Raw genomic sequence first — 17,643 nt, 5'->3', positions numbered from 1 at the left:
TCATGCAATCTTCGTCGCATGTTTCGTCAGCTGAGCCACCGCAACGGGCGTCGCGCAGGTCGTCCGTTGCGAACTGGCTGGATCGTCAGGCGCCGAATGTGTTCGTCCTGCCGGCCGTGCTGCTCATCCTCGGCTTTTCGATTTTTCCGCTTGTCACGTCTGCTTATCTGTCGTTGATGCGGTTCTCGCTTGGCGAGGGAGGGTATGAACTGAAGTTCGTCGGACTGCGCAACTACGTGAGACTGTTCAGCGGCAGCCAGCAGTTTCACTTCGTCGGCGTGTTCCGGCCGGCTGGCTTCATCAGCATCGCGGTGATGGCCGCTGCCGTACTGGCCACGGCCTGGTGGCTCGTCGGCTATCTGCGCGGCAGGCATCGTTCGGTGGTCGGCTGTATCGGCAGGCTGATTGCCGCCGTCTTTCTGCTGGCGCTGGTGTGGCTTGCTGCCAATACGGTCGGTCACGGCGGCGAGCTGGGCAGCCTGATGGTGACGCTCTTTTACGTGGTATTCGGCGTGGCCCTGCAATTCCTGCTCGGTCTCGGGCTCGCCTATCTGTGCACGCTGCCGCTCAAGGGCGGCCGCTTTTTCCGGATCCTGTTTTTCCTGCCGCTGATGGTGACACCGGTTGGCATCGCGTACATGTTCCGCATGATGGCGGACACCGCGGTGGGTCCGCTTGCGCCGCTCTGGGCATGGCTCGGGTTGGGTCAGATATCCTGGGCGGCGGACCCGTGGCTTGCGCGCATCGTGGTGGTCATTGGGGATACCTGGCAGTGGGTGCCGTTCATGTTTCTGGTTTTGCTCGCCGCACTGGAAGGCACCTCGCGTGACCAGATCGAGGCCGCGCAACTCGATGGCGCGTCGAGCTGGCGGATCTTTCGCGATGTGATCTGGCCGTCGATCGCGCCGGTCGCCGCGAGTGCGGTGCTGATTCGCCTGATCGAAGCATTCAAGGTGGTGGATCTGCCGAACGTGCTCACCAACGGCGGCCCCGGCATCGCGACGGAATCGATGACACTGCACGCGTTCATCGAGTGGCGCACGCTGAATCTCGGCGGCGCGTCGGCGGTCGCCTATATGCTGTTCTTCGTCTCGACGATCGCCTGCGTCTCTTTCTTCCAGCTCGTGGTGCGGCGCGCGCGCGGGCGGCAATCATGATCCGGCGCCTGTTCGTTCCCGCGCGGCTCGACGAGGTGCCGATCGGCACCCGCGTGATTGCCTACGGCCTGCTAGGACTATGGACGGTGGTCGTCCTGTTTCCGTTGTACTGGATGGCGATCACGTCGTTCAAGCTGCCCATCGACGTGTCGAGCGGGCCGGCCTACGTGCCCTTCGTCGACTTCAAGCCGAGTCTCGACGCGTGGCATTACATCTTCGTGGACCTCGGGCCGGACACGTTTCGACCTTACGTGAATTCGCTGGTCATCGCGACGGTCTCCACGGTTGCGGCTGTGTTTCTCGGCTCGATGGCGGCGTATGCCCTCGCGCGCATCGAATACAAACCGCCTCTCGCGGCGGTGGGTCTTGCCATCCTGTTGCTGGCCGTGATGGTGGCGGTGGTCGGCTGGGGTGGCGTGGACCTGCGCATCGCGGTGGCGGTGTGCGCTGCGCTGTTCCTTTTGCTGCTACGCCCGATCATTCGCCGCGCACGGCGCCATTTTGCCAACGATGACATCCTCTTCTGGATGATCTCGCAACGCATCCTGCCGCCGGTCGTCACGGTGATCCCGATCTACCTGACCTTCAAAAGTGTCGGTCTGCTCGATACGCGTACCGCACTGATCATCACGTATGCAACCGCCAATCTGCCGATTGTCGTCTGGCTGATGTTCGATTTTTTCGCCAGCGTGCCGAAGGAAATCGAGGAGAGCGCGCAGATCGACGGCGCGACACGCTTTGCGATTCTGTTCGGGATCGTGGTCCCGCTGGTTGCGCCGGGCATCGTCGCAACCGGCCTGCTGGTGCTGATTCTCTCGTGGAACGAGTACCTGTTCGCGCTCTTTCTGTCGACGGCCAACGCGCAAACCCTGCCGCTTCTGGTTGCCGCGCAGAACGCCACGCGCGGCCCGCAGTGGTGGAACATGTCGGTGCTGATCCTGATCATGATCCTGCCGGTGATGCTGCTTACGCTCACCCTGCAGCGCTTTATCGTCAAAGGCATTCTCGTCGGAGCGGTCAAAGGATGAACGGCATGGAAACGCAGGCGCCACGCCCGCCGTACGGCGCGAGCGCGCCGGTGCAGCATTCGAAGAGTGTCTCGCTGCGCAACGTCAGCAAGATCTTCGGCGACACGCGCGTGTTGCACGACCTGTCGCTCGACGTGCGCGCCGGCGAGTTTCTCGTCCTGCTTGGCGAATCCGGATGCGGCAAGACCACGGCGCTGCGCATCGTCGCAGGGCTCGAATCCGCGAGCGAGGGGAGCATCTACGTCGGCGAGAACGACGTGTCGCAGCAACTGCCTCGCGATCGCGACGTCGCGATGGTGTTTCAGTCCTACGCGCTGTATCCGCATAAGACGGTGTTCGAGAACATTGCGTACCCGCTGATCGTGAGAAAGCGTGCGAAGGCCGAGATCGATGCGGCCGTGCGCGAGGTCGCGGCGAGCGTTCATCTCGAACCGCAGCTCGACCGGTATCCACGCCAGCTATCGGGCGGGCAGCGGCAGCGCGTGGCGCTCGCGCGCGCCATCGTGCGGCGTCCCGCGGCGTTTCTGATGGACGAACCGCTGTCGAATCTCGATGCGAAACTACGCGGCCATATGCGGGCCGAACTCAAACACCTGCAACATCAACTCGGGGTGACCACGATCTACGTCACTCATGACCAGATCGAGGCCATGACTCTCGCGCATCGCGTGGCGCTGATCGACAAGGGCGTGCTGCAGCAACTCGACGCCCCGGCGCGCATTTATTCCGACCCCGCCAATCTGTTCGTGGCGGGCTTCATTGGCTCGCCGCCAATGAATTTCCTACGCGGCACACTGGCGAACAATCGCTTCGAGGCGGAGGGCCTCGCGGTGGCTGCGGACGTGAATCATCATGGCGAGGCGGTGCTTGGGATACGCCCCGAAGACTGCACGCTCGCCGCCGCGGCCGAGGGTGAATTTCGCGGCCGTATTTACTCGGTCGAATTGATCGGTGACCATTCTCTCGTCACGGTGAACGTCGGCGAGCAGCAGGTCGTCGTCAAGGTGTCCAACATGTATGCTGGCGAGATCGGCACCGAAGTGGGCTTGCGGGCCAACCGCGAGCGGGTCTACTTCTTCGACCAGGCTTCGGGTAAGCGGATCCGGCGAGACTGAGGCCTGCCTGTCCGATACGGGAAGCGGCCTGCCGATGTTCGCCGGAGCGGTTCACATGTCATCGACATGATTCAGCGACGACGCGTTGACGCCATAGGCGCGTTGCGAGCGAGGCACCATGAGCACCACACCGATCGAAACCGATTACCTTGTCGTCGGCGCCGGCGCGACCGCCATGGCCTTCGTCGACACCCTGCTCAGCGAGACCGATGCCCAGGTGGTGATGGTCGACCGGCATCACCGTCCCGGCGGTCACTGGAACGACGCGTATCCGTTTGTTGGACTGCACCAGCCGTCGGCTTTTTACGGTGTGAACTCGCGCGAGCTGAGCACGTGGACCAAGGACGCGACCGGCCTGAACGAAGGCATGTACGAGCTGGCCAGTGGCGCGGAAGTGCTGAGTCACTTTGATCTCGTGATGCGCCAGCGCTTTCTGCCCTCGGGCCGCGTTCAATGGTTTCCAATGAGCGACTACCGCGCGGGCGCCGACGGCACCCATCGCTTCAGATCGTTGCTGAATGACGATGAACGGCAGGTCGTCGTGCGCCGGAAACTGGTCAACGCGACCCATGCGCGGACCGAGGTGGCCTCGACGCATCGTCCCGCCTATGCGGTGGCGCAGGACGTGGACTGCATACCGGTGAATCGGCTGCCCGACGTCAAACGCTCCTATGCCTGCTATACGGTGGTGGGCTCCGGCAAGACCGGCATGGATGCGTGCCTCTGGCTGTTGCAGAACGGCGTGGCGCCGCCGCGCATCCGCTGGATCATGCCGCGCGACGCATGGTTGCTGGATCGCGCCAACACGCAACCCGGTGCGGAGAACTTCGAGCGCTCGATGGGCAGCACCATCGGTCAGTTCGATGCCATCATCGAGGCAACGTCGATAGCCGATCTGTTTGCGCGGCTTGAACAGCGCGGCCTGCTCCTGCGTATCGACAAAACGGTCGAACCCGGCACCTATCGATGCGCCATCATTTCTCAAGCAGAACTGGCGCAACTGCGCCGCATCGACGACATTGTGCGTCTTGGGCACCTCGATTCGGTGCAGTCAACGCAGATCACGCTGGCGCGCGGCTCGCTACCCGCCGACCCTGACACGCTCTACGTCGACTGCTCAGCCGGCGCGATACAGAGCCCGCCCGCGCTGCCCGTGTTCGACGGCGACCAGATCAATCTGCTGATGGTGCGCTGGTGCCAGCCGGTTTTCAGTGCCGCGCTGATTGCCTATGTGGAGAGCCATATCATCGATCCGGCGGAAAAGAACGCGCTGTGCCGCCTCGTGCCCAGCCCCGAGCGTCCGGCCGACTGGCTGCGCATGTGGGCCGTGACGCTTGCCAACACCGCCAGTTGGCGGCAGAACGCGGGCTTGAGCGCGTGGCTAGCGCATTGCCGGCTGAACAGCCTCAATGCGATGATGCGTGGCGTGCGCCCGGACGACACCGGCAAGCTGGCCCTGTTGCAGGAGAGCGGCGCCAAGGCCGCAGCGGCGGCCGCCAGGCTGCCAGCGTTGCTTGCCACCCTGAGTTGAACCTGATGGAGCAGATCTTGCACGAACTTCGCCTCGAGACGCTGCAGGTCGGCGCGCTGCACATGCGCGTGGCCAGCCAGGGCAGTGGCCCGCTAGTGTTGCTATGCCATGGTTTTCCGGAGTCCTGGTCTGCCTGGCGGCAGCAGTTGGCGGCGCTGGCCGCTGCCGGCTTCCGGGCCGTCGCGCCCGATATGCGCGGTTATGGCGGCACCGATGCGCCGCCCGACGCGCAGTCGTACACGATGCTGCATCTCGTCGGCGACATGGTCGAGTTGGTCAAGGTGCTCGGTGAGAGCGAGGCGGTCATCGTCGGTCACGACTGGGGCGCGCCGGTCGCGTGGAACGCGGCGCTGTTGCGGCCGGATCTGTTCCGGGCGGTTGTCGGCATGAGCGTGCCGTTCCATCCGGCGGCACAGGAGGACCTGCTCAGTGTGCTGGAGCGGCAAGGCGTGCGAACCTTCTATATGCAGTATTTCCAGACGCCCGGCGTAGCTGAGCGCGAATTCGAGGCGGACCCCGAAGCCACCATTCGACGCGTCACCTTCAGCATGTCGGGTGATGGCCCCGGCCGCGTGGTGGCGGGAATGCTGGCGCCCGGCGCGGGTTTTCTCGACAGCACAGTGGACCCCGACACGCTGCCCGGCTGGTTGAGCAGCGAAGACATTGCCTACGTCGCGGGCGAGTTCGCGCGCACCGGCTTCACAGGCGGGCTGAACTGGTACCGCAGCATTCGACGCTCGTCGGAACTGATGGCCGCGTGGCGAGGATGCGTGATCCGGCAGCCTTCGATGTTCGTGGCCGGCGCAAAAGACGACGTCCTCAAGTTTCCGGGTTCGCAGGCCCGTATCGAGAATCTGGCACGTGTGCTGCCAGGACTGCGTGGCTGCCATATTCTCGATGGCGCGGGTCATTGGATTCAGCGCGAGCGTTCAGCCGAAGTGAGCGACCTGCTGGTTGCGTTTTTGAAGGGGCTGTAGGCCGGCAGGTATCATGCGGTTTTTGCCGCTGCCGGCGCAGCCTGCCTAGTCGTCGGTGCGCCGGTGCGCCGCTGCATTGATGCGTTGATGCCAGGCTCTGGCCTGACCGCTATGTCCACGAGGAATGACATTGTCCAGGAATGACGGCGCACAGGAGCCGGACGAAGGAAGCCCCATCACCGGGATTGACAGCCGGCGCGCACACGCGCCGGCTGCCATGCCAACCACGCTCGAACTCTTTCTGATTTTTTCGCGAATCGGACTCACGAGCTTTGGCGGTGGATTGAGCGGGTGGTTCATGCGTGAGTTCGTGCATGATCGCCATTGGCTCACCGAGGAGGAATTCCTGAACGGGCTTGCGCTGTCGCAGGCGCTGCCAGGTGTCAACGTGAAGAACCTGGCGATCTGGATCGGGCACCACCTGCTTGGTTGGCGCGGCGCGCTGGCCGGCTTCTGTGGAATCATCTTCCCGCCGGCGGTCGTGATTGTCTTCCTGGGCGCATTCTTCTCCGCGATCGCAGGTTTCTCGCTGACGCACATTGCGTTGGCCGGTGCCGCGGCCGGAGCGATCGGCCTCTCCCTGTCGATGGCGATTACCGCGGTGCGCAGATTGCCGCGCCGCATTGTTCCGCTGGCGATCTTCATTGCAACGTTCATCGCCGTCGCGATTTTCGCGCTGCCACTCGTCTGGACCGTCCTGATTGCGGGAACCCTGAGCGTCGCTTACGAATATGTTCGTTTTTCACGCGACGAGTAATCGACAACCTTTACATTTCACGAGCCTTTTCCCTTGCCCCGAACACTGACCGCGCTTGTCTCTGTCTTTGCGCCGCTATCGATCGTGACCATCGGCGGTGGTCAGGCCATCGTTGCGGACATCCAGAGACAGGTGGTCGACGTGCATCACTGGATGACACACGCACAGTTTGTCAACGACTTCGCGATCGCCAGGCTGGCGCCGGGTCCAGGTTCCCTGCTGGCGACGTTAATCGGCTGGCAGGTTGGCGGAGTTCCCGGTGCCCTGGTTGCGACACTTGCACTCTTCGGCCCCACGGCGTTCCTGATGTATGGCGTCGCGCATCTGTGGACCAGGCATCGCGGCGCGCGCTGGCAGAACGCATTGCAGTCCGGGCTTCGCCCGGTTGCGGCGGGACTGATTCTGGCGGCGGTGTTTGTGTTGGTGAAGGGACTCGACGGCGGCTGGATCGCGTGGCTCACCGCACTCGTTTCAACCGCGATCGTCATGACAACACGAATCAACGCGTTGATCGTGATCGCGGGTGCGGCCCTATTCTTTGTTCTGCTTCATCTGGGCGGCGTGCTTTAGTCCGAGGCGCTTAGGCCACGCCTCTCCCGCCACGCCTCTCCCGCGCGCCGACGCTCAGTAAGATCCCATATAGTCGCGCTTGCCGATCTCGACGCCGTTGTGGCGCAGAATCGCGTAGGCCGTTGTCACGTGGAAGAAAAACTGCGGCAGGCCGTAGTTTTGCAGATAGGCGCTGCCAACCAGCTTCTTTTCCTTCGGCGTACCCGGACGCAGGACGATTTCCTTGTTCTCGCTACCGTCGAACTGCGCGGCGTCCAGCGCGCCGATATGGGCCAATGCCTTGGCGATCAGCGCTTGCAGTTCCGCAAACGTGACTTCGGTGTCGGGCCACGACGGCACATCCACGCCGGCGAGGCGCGAACTGATGCCCTTGGCGAAATCCGCGGCGATCTGCACCTGGCGCACCAGCGGGAACATGTCCGGGAACAGGCGTGCCTGCAGCAGCGCGTTCGGCTCGATGTTCTTTTCGGTGACGTGTGCTTCGGCTTTCTTCAGCACCTCGGATAACGCGCTCAGCATTTGCTTGAAAACGGGCACGGATGCGCTGTAGATGGAATTCGTCATGTTTACTCTTTCTATAGATGTGGGATGCCGGCGTGGAAGATGCCGCGCCGGCCGGTTTGATTCAGGGTTTGCCGCAGGCCCAGGCCTGTAGCAGCGATAGCGCTTCAGGCGTGGCGCGAATTGCCGGTCACGGCGCGCGGCTTGCCTGAAGAGGGGGAAGATTACCATCGCGCCACCGGGAATAGCGATGTAACCATGCACAAGGCGCCACTTCGCTCTGTGCGATAGCGCACGTTTGAATGTCATTGCTGCGTCTACCATGCCATCTGGCGCTTCAGCGCACACTCGCCCCAGGAGCCATGATGGCAAGCACGCCCCGCGCGGATCGACCAGCGCCAGATGCCGACGGCACGCCGCAATGCGCGCCTTCCCCGGACCGGCTACTCCAGCTTGGAATGGGCTTCTGGCCGGCCAAGACGCTGTTGTCCGCAGTCGAGCTCGAGCTGTTCACTCACCTCTCGAACGGTCCACAGGATGCTCGGCAACTCGCTGAGGCGCTCGGCTTGCATCCGAGATCGGTGCACGATTTTCTCGACACGCTGGTCGCCCTGAATGTGCTGGAACGCGACGACGGACGCTACCGCAACACGCCGGACGCGGCACTCTTTCTGGACAAGTCGAAGCCCGGCTATGTGGGCGGGATACTCGAAATGGCCAACGCCCGTCTTTATCCCTTCTGGGGTTCGCTGACGGAAGCGCTCCGAACCGGGCGGCCGCAAAACGAAGCGAAACAAGGCGGCAATCCTTTCGACGTGCTGTATCGCGACGAACAGGCTCTGCGTGGCTTCCTCGGCGCGATGACCGGCATCAGCCTGGGAGCAGCCAGGGCAATCGCGCAGAAATTCCCGTGGCAAAACTACGGCACGTTCATCGATATCGGCGCTGCGCAAGGCGCGTTGCCTGTGCAGATCGCGCTCGCCCATGAACACCTGAGCGGCGGCGGCTTCGACTTGCCGGCGGTGGGACCCATATTCCAGGAGTACGTGAGCTCGTTCGGTCTGCAGGAGCGGCTGCATTTCCATCCGGGCAACTTCTTCACGGATCCTTGCCCGGCGGCCGACGTGCTCGTGATGGGACACATTCTCCACGACTGGGACCTCGAACAGAAACGTGACCTTCTCGCGAAGTGTTACGCAGCACTGCCGGTGGGAGGGTGCCTGATCGTCTATGACGCGGTGATCGACGATGATCGCAGGCAGAACGCATTCGGCCTTCTGATGAGCCTGAACATGCTTATCGAAACGCCGGGTGGTTTCGACTATACCGGCGCGCAGTGTCGTGCGTGGATGGAGGAGGCCGGCTTTACACAGGTTCGGGTGGTGCCGCTCGCTGGCGCGGATTCGATGGTGATTGGAGTACGGTAGAACACGGTCAGGCGGATAGCGCATTACGTTCGCGCTGAAGCGATGGGCGGGGAAGGATCCCGGCGAGCCGCGCCGCTAACGTCGAGTGTTTGCTCGTGAAATTGCGCCAGCGACTCGTGATGCGCGACGCTGACAATTGCCCCTTTCGGCAGCCGTTCGATGAGCAGACGGTAGATGTGCGCTTCGTTTTCAGTGTCGAGCGCACTGGTTGCTTCGTCGAGGAACACGTAGTCAGGCTTGTGCAGTAGCACGCGCGCGACCGCCAGGCGCTGCTGCTCGCCCGGCGAAAGAATGCGCGGCCATGGCTCGGACTGCTGCAAGCGGTCAACGTAGCGTTCCAGCCGGCATTCGCGTAATGCCATGCGGCAGTCGTCGTCGCTGAAGGCCTCGGACGATGCAGGGTACGCCAGCGCGGCCTTCAAGGTGCCCAATGGCAGATAGCTCTGTTGCGGGACGAACATCATGCGCGCGTCCACGGGGGCATCGATCGAGCCGTCGCCGAACGGCCAGAGACCGGCAAGCGCTCGCAACAGGGTGCTTTTGCCCACGCCGGACGGTCCGCGCACCAGCCATCGCGAACCGGGTTGGACGGCAATATCGCGCACCTGCGCAAGCATGTCGCCGTTGGGCAGCGCCAGCACGAGGTCGCGCGTGACCAGCCGGTTCTCGTCGACATAGTGCAGGTTGATGCCGCCATGCTCGGTGGCAGGCGACACGGACTCTTTCAGATGAGGTTGCCGCATGACACGTTTGAACTCGCGCAGGCGGTTCACTGTTGCGCGCCATTCGACGAGCGTGTCGTAATTGTTGACGAACCACGAAAGTGATTCGCTGACCGAACCGAATGCATCGGCGATCTGCATCAGCGTGCCGAAAGTCAATGCGCCTGTGAAGTAGCGGGGCGATGCGACGACGATCGGAAAGATATCGGCAATCTGACCGTAGAAGTTGACCACGAAACTGTAGCGCCTCGTGTATCGCATGAGGCGCCACCAGTTTTCACGAATCCGGCCGAACAAGGTCCCGGCATTCGCTTCCTCGGTCCGCATGCCGTCGTACATCGCGATCTGCTCTGCGTTTTCGCGCAGACGGATCAGGCCGAAACGGAAATCCGCCTCGACGCGTTGCAACTGGTAGTTGATCGACACCAGCGGGCGACCGACCTTATGGGTCAGCAGCGAGCCGGCTAGCGCGTAGGCCACGGCTGCCCAGACCATGTAGCCCTGAATCTGGACAGCCGTGCCGCTGAGCATGAAGACCAGCGCGCCCGCCGTGCCCCATAGGACCATGGAGAACCAGATGAGTGTCTCGAGCGTTGAGAGCAGGTCGAGCGTGAGAGAAAGCGTGGCGGTGGCGAGCAGGTCGAGGTCGGCAGCGATGCGCTGGTCAGGATTGTCGACGAGACGATCGCGCTCGATGCGGTAAAAGATGCCGTCGCCGAGCCATTCCCGCAGATAACGCGTGGTCAGCCATTGGCGCCAGCGGAAGCCAAGCATCTGCCGCAGATAGCGGTTATAGACCGTGATCGCGACGGACGCGAATGCGAGGCCGGCAAATATCAGCATCAGCTGCGGGAATTCGCGCACGTTCCTGCTTTCCAGCGCGTCGTAGAAATCGCGGTTCCATGTGTTTAGCCGGGCGCTGATGCCGACCAGCAGCAAGTCCATCGCGATGATCGCGATCAGCAGCCCCCATGCGGTAGCGCGTTCCTCAGAGACCCAGTACGGTTTGATCAGACTCCATGCCGAGACACGGTCGGACGGCCCGGATGCCGCGTCGCGGGAGGAGTGGATCATGAGCGGGTATCGCCCGAATTGCTTGCCATATTGTTTTTTTGCATGGTCATTGACGATTGGTAGGGTCAGTCTAATTGCAGCTTTGTGGCATTTTTATATATTCCTATCAAAAATAGAATGCCGGTAGATTAAAAAAAATGGGTTTCAACCAATCGAGGTCATTTGCCCGGCATGTGCGTCGATTCTAATCAAAAATGCGGCCTGTTAAATCGGACAAATGGTCGCAATGCTATTGGCATAGTCAAAGCAAATCAGATGTGAGGATCGTTATATTAATTTTTGTTGAGTTCCACTCCTCATAATCGCATCGTGCGTAACAGCATTAAGCTGCCCGTCCCCACATCAGAAGGGACGCGCGAAATAGTCAATATTAGTATTATTAAATACACTGAGGAGAATGAAAATGCACATCTTCGGATATGTGCGGGTGACGTATTTTTCTTTTTTAATCGCAGCAATTATTCTGCCAACTACCGTTCTGGCCGCCGGCCAGGGCTCTCGTCCCGCAGCTAACCCCATTACCCTGATACAGGCATTTCGACCAATCGGCGGCGCGGGGAATAATCTCATTAACCCCGGATTCAACGCTACGCCAGGCAGCCCGGAAACCACCCTGGCGCCGTTGAACTTCGCGCCGGGCACGGCTAATGGCCTGATAACCGGACCCAATCCGCGCACCATTTCAAACCTTATTTCGGGCGGCGCCGGCGCTCAGGGACAAGACGGCCAGACCACCGATCCCGCGGCCTCCGCGTGGCTCTATGTGTGGGGGCAATTCGTCGACCACGATCTGGGTCTCGAAGCGACACCGCTCACCACCGCCGCGATCAACATCACCATTCCTGCGGGGGACCCCGACGTGAGCCCCGGCACTGTCATCGCCATGACCCGCGCGGTTCGCAGTCCGGCGACCAATACGATTATCAACACGAGTGCCGGGTATCTCGATCTGTCGCAGCTTTATGGCTCGACTCAGGCCATGGCCGACAGCTTGCGCAATGCGGACGGCACGCTGAAAGCGTCGTCCGACGGACAGGCGCTCCCAATAGTCGGGACGGTCTTTGAAAGTGGCGATCCGCGGGTGATGGAAAATCCCGAACTCACCGCGACCACGACGCTTTTCATGCGTGAACACAATAATTGGGTACGTCGCCTGAAAGCCCAGCATGCAGACTGGTCAGGCGACCAGCTTTACGGCATGGCGCGAGCCCTCACCACGGCCGAATACGAGAACATTGTGTATTCCGAGTATTTGCCCGTGTTGATCGGCCCGGTGCTCGGTCCATACCCAGGTTATGACGCTTCCCAGAATGCGCAGATTTCGCAGGAGTTTTCCGCTGGCGCGTTCCGCGTCGGTCATACGCAGATCTCGGATACCCAGGAGGGTGTGGACAACGCCGGCGTCACCACCTTCACTCAAGGGCTCGGGCAGGCGTTCTTCAATACGCCCGCAATGGACATCGCGAACGGGATCGATCCAATGCTGCGCGCGTTCAGTCTGGATTTCGCGCAGGCAACCGATGTCTACGTGGTCGCGACGTTGCGTAACCTGCTGGCCGCCAGCCTCGTGGGCGGCGGTGTCGATCTGATCGATCTGATCGCCATCGACATCCAGCGCGAACGCGATCTGGGACTCGGCAGCCTGAACCAGGTCCGCCGCGCGCTGGGTCTGGCGCCGTATCAGTCGTTCGCTGCGCTGACAAACGATCCGATGCTGCAGGCAAAGCTGAAAACCGCGTTTGGAACGATCGATCAGGTGGATCTTTTCATTGGCGGACTCGCGGAAGCGCACGCGCCCAACGCGGTCGTCGGGCCAACCTTTCAGAAAATCATCGCCGACCAGTTCTCTGCATTGCGCGCGGGAGACCGTTTCTTCTGGCTCAACCAGGGTTTCGATCCAGCGACCACTACCATGATTGCGAACACAACGCTCGCCGACGTCATCTTTCGCAACACCGACACCACTGCGTTGACGCCGCATGTCTTTATTCAAGGTTCGCCGGTAGCGCCGCCCCCGCCGCACCACAAGAGGCACACGCCTGCTCCTCGCGGCATGAGGCCTGATGCTGCATCCGCTGTGAATCCGGCGCGTTGAGCCGCGATGGTCGGTGCGCCTGGAATGTCCCGTGCCGGGACATTCCAGGCGCGTGTCTTTTGTGACAATCAGGTCATGACGCGGATTTCGATGCGTTCGCAACTTTCATCGCCGTAGGTTTGGCTACGGGCTGATGAGCCGCGCGGCGGCGGATCCTGCCGCGCGAGTCAACCCACTGGCAACGCGCGCCTCGCCAGCGACGGCGCATGCCGACTGCAGCGTGCGAGTTTGCACGACTTGTCGCGCTCCTGTTTTTCTGTCATTTTCCCCCCAGTTCTTTCCTGCTTTTTTCCTGCTTCCCGCTCCACGATTTCGCCGGCACGCTCGAATCAATCCAACGGAGACCCTCCATGCAGAAAGGCACCTACGGCACCCGCGCGGCTTTGCTGTTTTCCGCTCTGGCCGCCACCGTGGTACTTACCGGCATCGCCATGCCGGCCGCGGCCCAGACCTATGGCACCTGCACGATTACGGGAAAGAAAGGATCGATGCCGCTGACCCCGGCCATTCCCGGCCAGCTCACCGTCGAAGTCTCGCTGCCCGCGCCGGGCTGGTGGAACGGCGACACGCCGGAGTCGATCAAGGACGGCTACGAATACTGCATGGCGGCCAACATCGCGCATCGTGCCGGGCTCGACAAGGTGGCGGTGGTGAACGTATCGTGGGACGCGCTGATCGCGGGGCAGACGAAGAATTTCGACCTGTCGTTGTCTGAAGCCTCGATCACCCCGGAGCGCAAAAAGGTGATCGACTTTTCAACGCCTTATTTCAATTCCGATATCGGCGTACTGGTCAAGACCACCACCAAGGTCACCGCCGAGAACATCCGCAGCATGCGCATCGGTGTCCACCAGGGCACCACGGGCGCCGATTTTGCCGCCAACGTTCTCAAGCCGACCCAACCCGTCAAGGTTTTCCCCGACACGGCGGGCATGTTCACCGCGCTCGCCGCCGGCCAGATCGACATCGCACTGAGCGATACCGCCTACGTGCTGGGTCAGGCGGCCAATTCGCACGGGACGATGAAAGTGGTCGGCCAGTACACCACCGGGGAGACCTACGGCGCGATCTATCCGAAGGGCTCGGCCAACGAGGAGAAAATCAACCGCATCATCCAGTCGATGGCGGACGACGGCACCCTCAAGATGCTGACGCAGAAGTATCTGGCGGCGGCGTGGGGCCAGGACCCGACGAAGATCCCGTACTTCAAGCCGTAACGCGAAGCCCACCGGATGCGAGAGCTTGAACCCTCTGTGGCCGCCGAGCGCGGCTGGCACTTTCGCGCGCCACCGAAAGACACCACCCGGGGCGCGGCGATCGCTGTTGCGATCGGCATAGTCATAGCAGCCTGCAGCTGGCGCACGCTGCTCGATCTGCGCGCGGCGCTGGCGACGCTCGAGGTGACGGGCAGGGCGGTCCTCGCGCTGCTCGTGCTGCTCGGCATTGGCGCGTTGTATCCGCTCGTGCCGGCGCTGCGCAGTCTGCGCCTTGCACGCCAGGCGCGCCGCGCCGTCGCCGGCGGCGACCTGGTGGCGGCGCGGGTGGCCGCCGTGGCTTCGCGCGGCGACACCTGGATTTCGATCAGTCTTGCCGTTGCGTGTGCGGTAATCCTGGCCGTGATCCAGTTCCTGATTGCCAACGATCTGGCCGTCAGCCGTACGTTCTTCATGTTGCCGCTGATGTCCGAGACGCTGCCGCTCATCGTGAAGGCGTTCTGGACCAACATCCATATCTTCGTGGTGGCCGAGATCCTGGTGCTGATCGTCGGGCTGGTGTTCGCCGTCGCGCGCATGGCGCCGGGCCCCGCGGGCCGTCCGATCCGCGCGCTCGCGGTCACTTATATCGACGTGTTCCGCGGTTTGCCCGCCGTCATCACGATCTACCTGGTCGGCTTCGGTATCTCGCTGACGGGTCTGCCGGTGCTGAAAGACCTCTCGCCCGAAACCTTCGCGATCATCGCCCTGACGCTGACGTCGAGCTCGTATGTGGCGGAAATCTATCGGGCCGGCATCGACAGCATCCACTGGAGTCAGACCGCCGCTTCCCGTTCGCTCGGATTGTCGTATGGACAGACGCTGCGCTTCGTCGTGATTCCCCAGGCGGTGCGCCGCATGATCCCACCGCTGCTGAACCAGTTCATCAGCCTGCAGAAGGATACGGCGCTGGTGAACATCATCGGCTCGATGGATGCGTTCAACCAGGCCAAGATCATCGCCAGCAACCACTTCAACCTGTCGGCGGTGAGTACCGTGGCGTTCATTTTCATCGTGATTACCATTCCGCAGACCCGCCTCGTCGACCGGTTGATCGAGCGCCGCCGGCTCGCCAGCGGCATGTGAGGCGTATATGCCGCTCATTGAAATCCGCGATATCCACAAACGCTACGGCGAGCACACGGTGCTCGACGGCTTGCAGCTCGACGTCGACGAACATCAGGTGGTGTGCCTGATCGGGCCGTCAGGCTGCGGCAAGTCCACGCTGCTGCGCTGTATCAACGGGCTCGAGCCGATCGACGGCGGCGAGATCCTGATTCGCGGCGACCGGATGACCGGCGTCGGGGTCGACGTCGACGCGCTGCGCCGCGATATCGGCATCGTCTTCCAGAGCTTCAACCTGTTCCCGCATATGACGGTGCTGCAGAACGTGACCCTCGCGCCGATCCGCGTGCTGGGGATCGACCACGCGGAGGCGGAGGCCAATGCGCTGGCGCTGCTCAAGCGGATCGGCCTGGAGCACAAGGCGAACGCCTTTCCCGACCGGCTCTCCGGTGGTCAGCAGCAACGCGTTGCAATCGTCCGCGCGCTGGCGATGGGGCCGATCGTGATGCTGCTCGACGAAATCACCTCGGCGCTCGATCCCGAACTGGTGTCCGAAGTCCTGCGCATGGTGCGCGACCTTGCCGCGGAAGGCATGACAATGCTGCTTGCCACGCACGAGATGGCGTTCGCGCGCGAAGTGGCGAGCAAGGTCTGTTTCCTCTACGAGGGCCGCGTCCATGAGGAAGGACCGCCGCAGCAGATGTTCGATGACCCGCAAAACGAGCGCACGCGGGCATTCCTGCAGCGCATCATCGAAGCGGGCCGGCTGTAGCATTGCCTGAAGTGGCGCCAGCAGCGGCCTTGAAGTGGCCCCGAAGTGGCCCCGAAGTGGCCCTGAAGCGGCGCCTGAAACACCGGAGACGAAGCATGAAGATTCAACCGCTGGTCGGCGCGCTGGGTGCCGAAATTCTCGACATTGATCTGTCGGTGGCGTTGCCGCCGGATACGCTTGCGGCGGTACGTCGCGCGTTGTTCGACTATCAGGTGATCGTGTTTCGCGAGCAACGGCTCTCGCTCGAGCAGCACAAGAATTTCGCGCGACAGTTCGGGCCGCTGCACGTGCATCCGTACATCATGGCGAGGCCGCTCGATGGGCATCCCGAAGTGCTGCGCGTCGTCAAGGAAAAGGAAGACCGGCGCGTGTTCGGCGAGAAGTGGCACTCCGACGTGACCTTTCTCGAGCGCCCGGTACTCGGTTCGGTCCTGTATGCGATCGAGACGCCCCAGAAGGGCGGCGATACGCTGTTCGCCAACATGTATATGGCCTACGAAAGGCTTTCCGCCGGCATGAAGGCCATGCTCGAAACGCTGGTCGCGATTCACGAGACACCGGTGCCGGAAGTCGATCCGGTGACCGGTTTGCCGGTCGAGCCGCTGCGGCTCGTCAACGCGCGCGGTGAGCATCCGGTGCTCACCGTGCATCCGGAAACCGGCCGCAAGCTGCTGTATGTGAATTCCACCTACACGACGCACTTCAAGGACATGACAGTGGAGGAGAGCCGGCCCTTGCTCGACTACCTGTTCCAGCACGCGACGCAGGCCGAGTTCACCTGCCGCGTGCGCTGGGCACAAGGCACCGTGACGTTCTGGGACAACCGCAGCACGCAGCATCTGCCGATCAACGACTACTACGGCGAACGGCGCGAAATGCATCGCGTGACGATCGAGACCTGAGCGGGGCCCGCGCGCCGCCTGTCTGCGCGCCTTGAGCTGCCCTGTTGGCGCTTGTTGGGAGGCGCGGGCCGGTATCTGGTTTTCATCCGTGAAAGCCCTTGTGTGCAACGTTTTGTGTACTGCGCCGGACCAGATACATTGGGACACAAATCGCCGTGCAAGCTGGGCTATAAAGCAGTCATCGCTTATTCACGGAGACAGATATGAACAATGGATCGCCGTTGCAAGGCTCCTGTCATTGCGGAACCGTCCGCTTTGAAGTACGTACCGCCGTCGCGCCGGCCTTGCGCTGTAACTGCAGCCTGTGCCGGCGCAAGGGCGCGCTGATGACACCGCTGTTCCCCGCCAGTGACCTGAAAATCCTGAGCGGCGAAGAAGCGCTGACGCTGTATCAGTTCAATACACAAGTGGCGAAGCACTACTTCTGCAAGCATTGCGGCATCTATCCGTTCCATCAGACACGCATGGACCCGAACGGCTGGCGCGTCAACATCGGTTGCCTGGAAGGCGTCGATCCGTATACGCTCGAGGCCGGACTCAACGACGGCGCGAGTCTCTCCGTGGTGGAGGACGCATGAAACGCCTGCTGGCAATCTTCGCGTTCCTGGCAGGTGGGATCGCCACGGAAATGGCTCACCCGGTGCAGTGCGTGACGATCAACTCGGGCGGCACGCAGGTCAAACGCAGGAAGGAATGA

The 17,643-nt window shown here is 62.2% G+C and carries 17 protein-coding genes; 15 read left to right on the top strand and 2 right to left on the bottom strand.

From position 1 onward, the window contains the following. Positions 1-2: 2 nt before the first annotated feature. From PQR27_RS29295 to PQR27_RS29265, 7 genes are all read left to right on the top strand, one after another. Positions 3-1,157 (top strand): carbohydrate ABC transporter permease, encoded by a 1,155-nt coding sequence (locus tag PQR27_RS29295; protein ID WP_408527078.1) that lies wholly within the window; start codon positions 3-5, stop codon positions 1,155-1,157. Further along, a complete protein-coding gene (locus PQR27_RS29290) occupies positions 1,154-2,185 on the top strand; it encodes a carbohydrate ABC transporter permease (RefSeq protein ID WP_408527077.1) in 1,032 nt (343 codons plus the stop codon). The genes PQR27_RS29295 and PQR27_RS29290 overlap by 4 nt, the downstream gene beginning before the upstream one ends. Beyond that, complete coding sequence (locus PQR27_RS29285) at positions 2,182-3,300, top strand: ABC transporter ATP-binding protein (RefSeq protein WP_408527076.1); 1,119 nt, start codon at positions 2,182-2,184, stop codon at positions 3,298-3,300. Before PQR27_RS29290 ends, PQR27_RS29285 begins: the two co-directional genes overlap by 4 nt. 118 nt (positions 3,301-3,418) lie before the next feature. Beyond that, positions 3,419-4,831: an NAD(P)-binding protein gene (locus PQR27_RS29280; RefSeq protein WP_408527075.1), complete on the top strand. Its 1,413-nt coding sequence runs from the start codon at positions 3,419-3,421 to the stop codon at positions 4,829-4,831. A gap of 17 nt (positions 4,832-4,848) precedes the next feature. Further along, entirely contained in the window at positions 4,849-5,808 is a 960-nt protein-coding gene (locus tag PQR27_RS29275; protein WP_408527074.1) for an alpha/beta fold hydrolase, read from the top strand. A gap of 217 nt (positions 5,809-6,025) precedes the next feature. Then, complete coding sequence (locus PQR27_RS29270; RefSeq protein WP_408528335.1) at positions 6,026-6,565, top strand: chromate transporter; 540 nt, start codon at positions 6,026-6,028, stop codon at positions 6,563-6,565. 33 nt (positions 6,566-6,598) lie between these two features. Further along, positions 6,599-7,135, top strand: coding sequence for a chromate transporter (locus tag PQR27_RS29265; protein ID WP_408527073.1), 537 nt, complete (start codon positions 6,599-6,601; stop codon positions 7,133-7,135). A 54-nt stretch (positions 7,136-7,189) separates the two neighbouring features. Here the strand turns inward: PQR27_RS29265 and PQR27_RS29260 are convergent, their stop codons facing one another. Beyond that, positions 7,190-7,699: a DUF1993 domain-containing protein gene (locus PQR27_RS29260; RefSeq protein ID WP_408527072.1), complete on the bottom strand. Its 510-nt coding sequence runs from the start codon at positions 7,697-7,699 to the stop codon at positions 7,190-7,192. Positions 7,700-8,001: 302 nt separating this feature from the next. Here PQR27_RS29260 and PQR27_RS29255 point away from each other — a divergent pair, with 302 nt between their 5' ends. Beyond that, positions 8,002-9,063, top strand: coding sequence for a methyltransferase (locus PQR27_RS29255; protein WP_408527071.1), 1,062 nt, complete (start codon positions 8,002-8,004; stop codon positions 9,061-9,063). 23 nt (positions 9,064-9,086) lie between these two features. Here the strand turns inward: PQR27_RS29255 and PQR27_RS29250 are convergent, their stop codons facing one another. Continuing rightward, positions 9,087-10,859, bottom strand: coding sequence for an ABC transporter ATP-binding protein/permease (locus PQR27_RS29250; RefSeq protein WP_408527070.1), 1,773 nt, complete (start codon positions 10,857-10,859; stop codon positions 9,087-9,089). A 403-nt stretch (positions 10,860-11,262) separates the two neighbouring features. Here PQR27_RS29250 and PQR27_RS29245 point away from each other — a divergent pair, with 403 nt between their 5' ends. The 7 genes from PQR27_RS29245 to PQR27_RS29215 all read left to right on the top strand — a co-directional run bounded on the left by PQR27_RS29245 (position 11,263) and on the right by PQR27_RS29215 (position 17,643). After that, positions 11,263-12,954 (top strand): peroxidase family protein, encoded by a 1,692-nt coding sequence (locus tag PQR27_RS29245; protein ID WP_408527069.1) that lies wholly within the window; start codon positions 11,263-11,265, stop codon positions 12,952-12,954. A gap of 350 nt (positions 12,955-13,304) precedes the next feature. Continuing rightward, entirely contained in the window at positions 13,305-14,171 is an 867-nt protein-coding gene (locus PQR27_RS29240; protein WP_408527068.1) for an ABC transporter substrate-binding protein, read from the top strand. A 15-nt stretch (positions 14,172-14,186) separates the two neighbouring features. Beyond that, positions 14,187-15,293: an amino acid ABC transporter permease gene (locus PQR27_RS29235; RefSeq protein ID WP_408527067.1), complete on the top strand. Its 1,107-nt coding sequence runs from the start codon at positions 14,187-14,189 to the stop codon at positions 15,291-15,293. A gap of 7 nt (positions 15,294-15,300) precedes the next feature. Further along, positions 15,301-16,044 carry an amino acid ABC transporter ATP-binding protein gene (locus PQR27_RS29230; RefSeq protein WP_408527066.1) on the top strand — a complete coding sequence of 248 codons (744 nt, stop codon included), beginning with the start codon at positions 15,301-15,303 and terminating at the stop codon, positions 16,042-16,044. 95 nt (positions 16,045-16,139) lie between these two features. Then, a complete protein-coding gene (locus PQR27_RS29225; RefSeq protein WP_408527065.1) occupies positions 16,140-16,946 on the top strand; it encodes a TauD/TfdA dioxygenase family protein in 807 nt (268 codons plus the stop codon). Between the two features lie 203 nt (positions 16,947-17,149). Beyond that, positions 17,150-17,524, top strand: a complete 375-nt coding sequence (locus PQR27_RS29220; RefSeq protein WP_408527064.1) for a GFA family protein — start codon at positions 17,150-17,152, stop codon at positions 17,522-17,524. Continuing rightward, positions 17,521-17,643 carry a hypothetical protein gene (locus PQR27_RS29215; RefSeq protein ID WP_408527063.1) on the top strand — a complete coding sequence of 41 codons (123 nt, stop codon included), beginning with the start codon at positions 17,521-17,523 and terminating at the stop codon, positions 17,641-17,643. The genes PQR27_RS29220 and PQR27_RS29215 overlap by 4 nt, the downstream gene beginning before the upstream one ends.

The organism is Paraburkholderia fungorum (assembly GCF_046027215.1).
Lineage (GTDB): Bacteria > Pseudomonadota > Gammaproteobacteria > Burkholderiales > Burkholderiaceae > Paraburkholderia > Paraburkholderia fungorum_D.
Note: the sequence above shows the minus strand (reverse complement) of the source record. Positions and strands in the feature narration are given on the sequence as shown.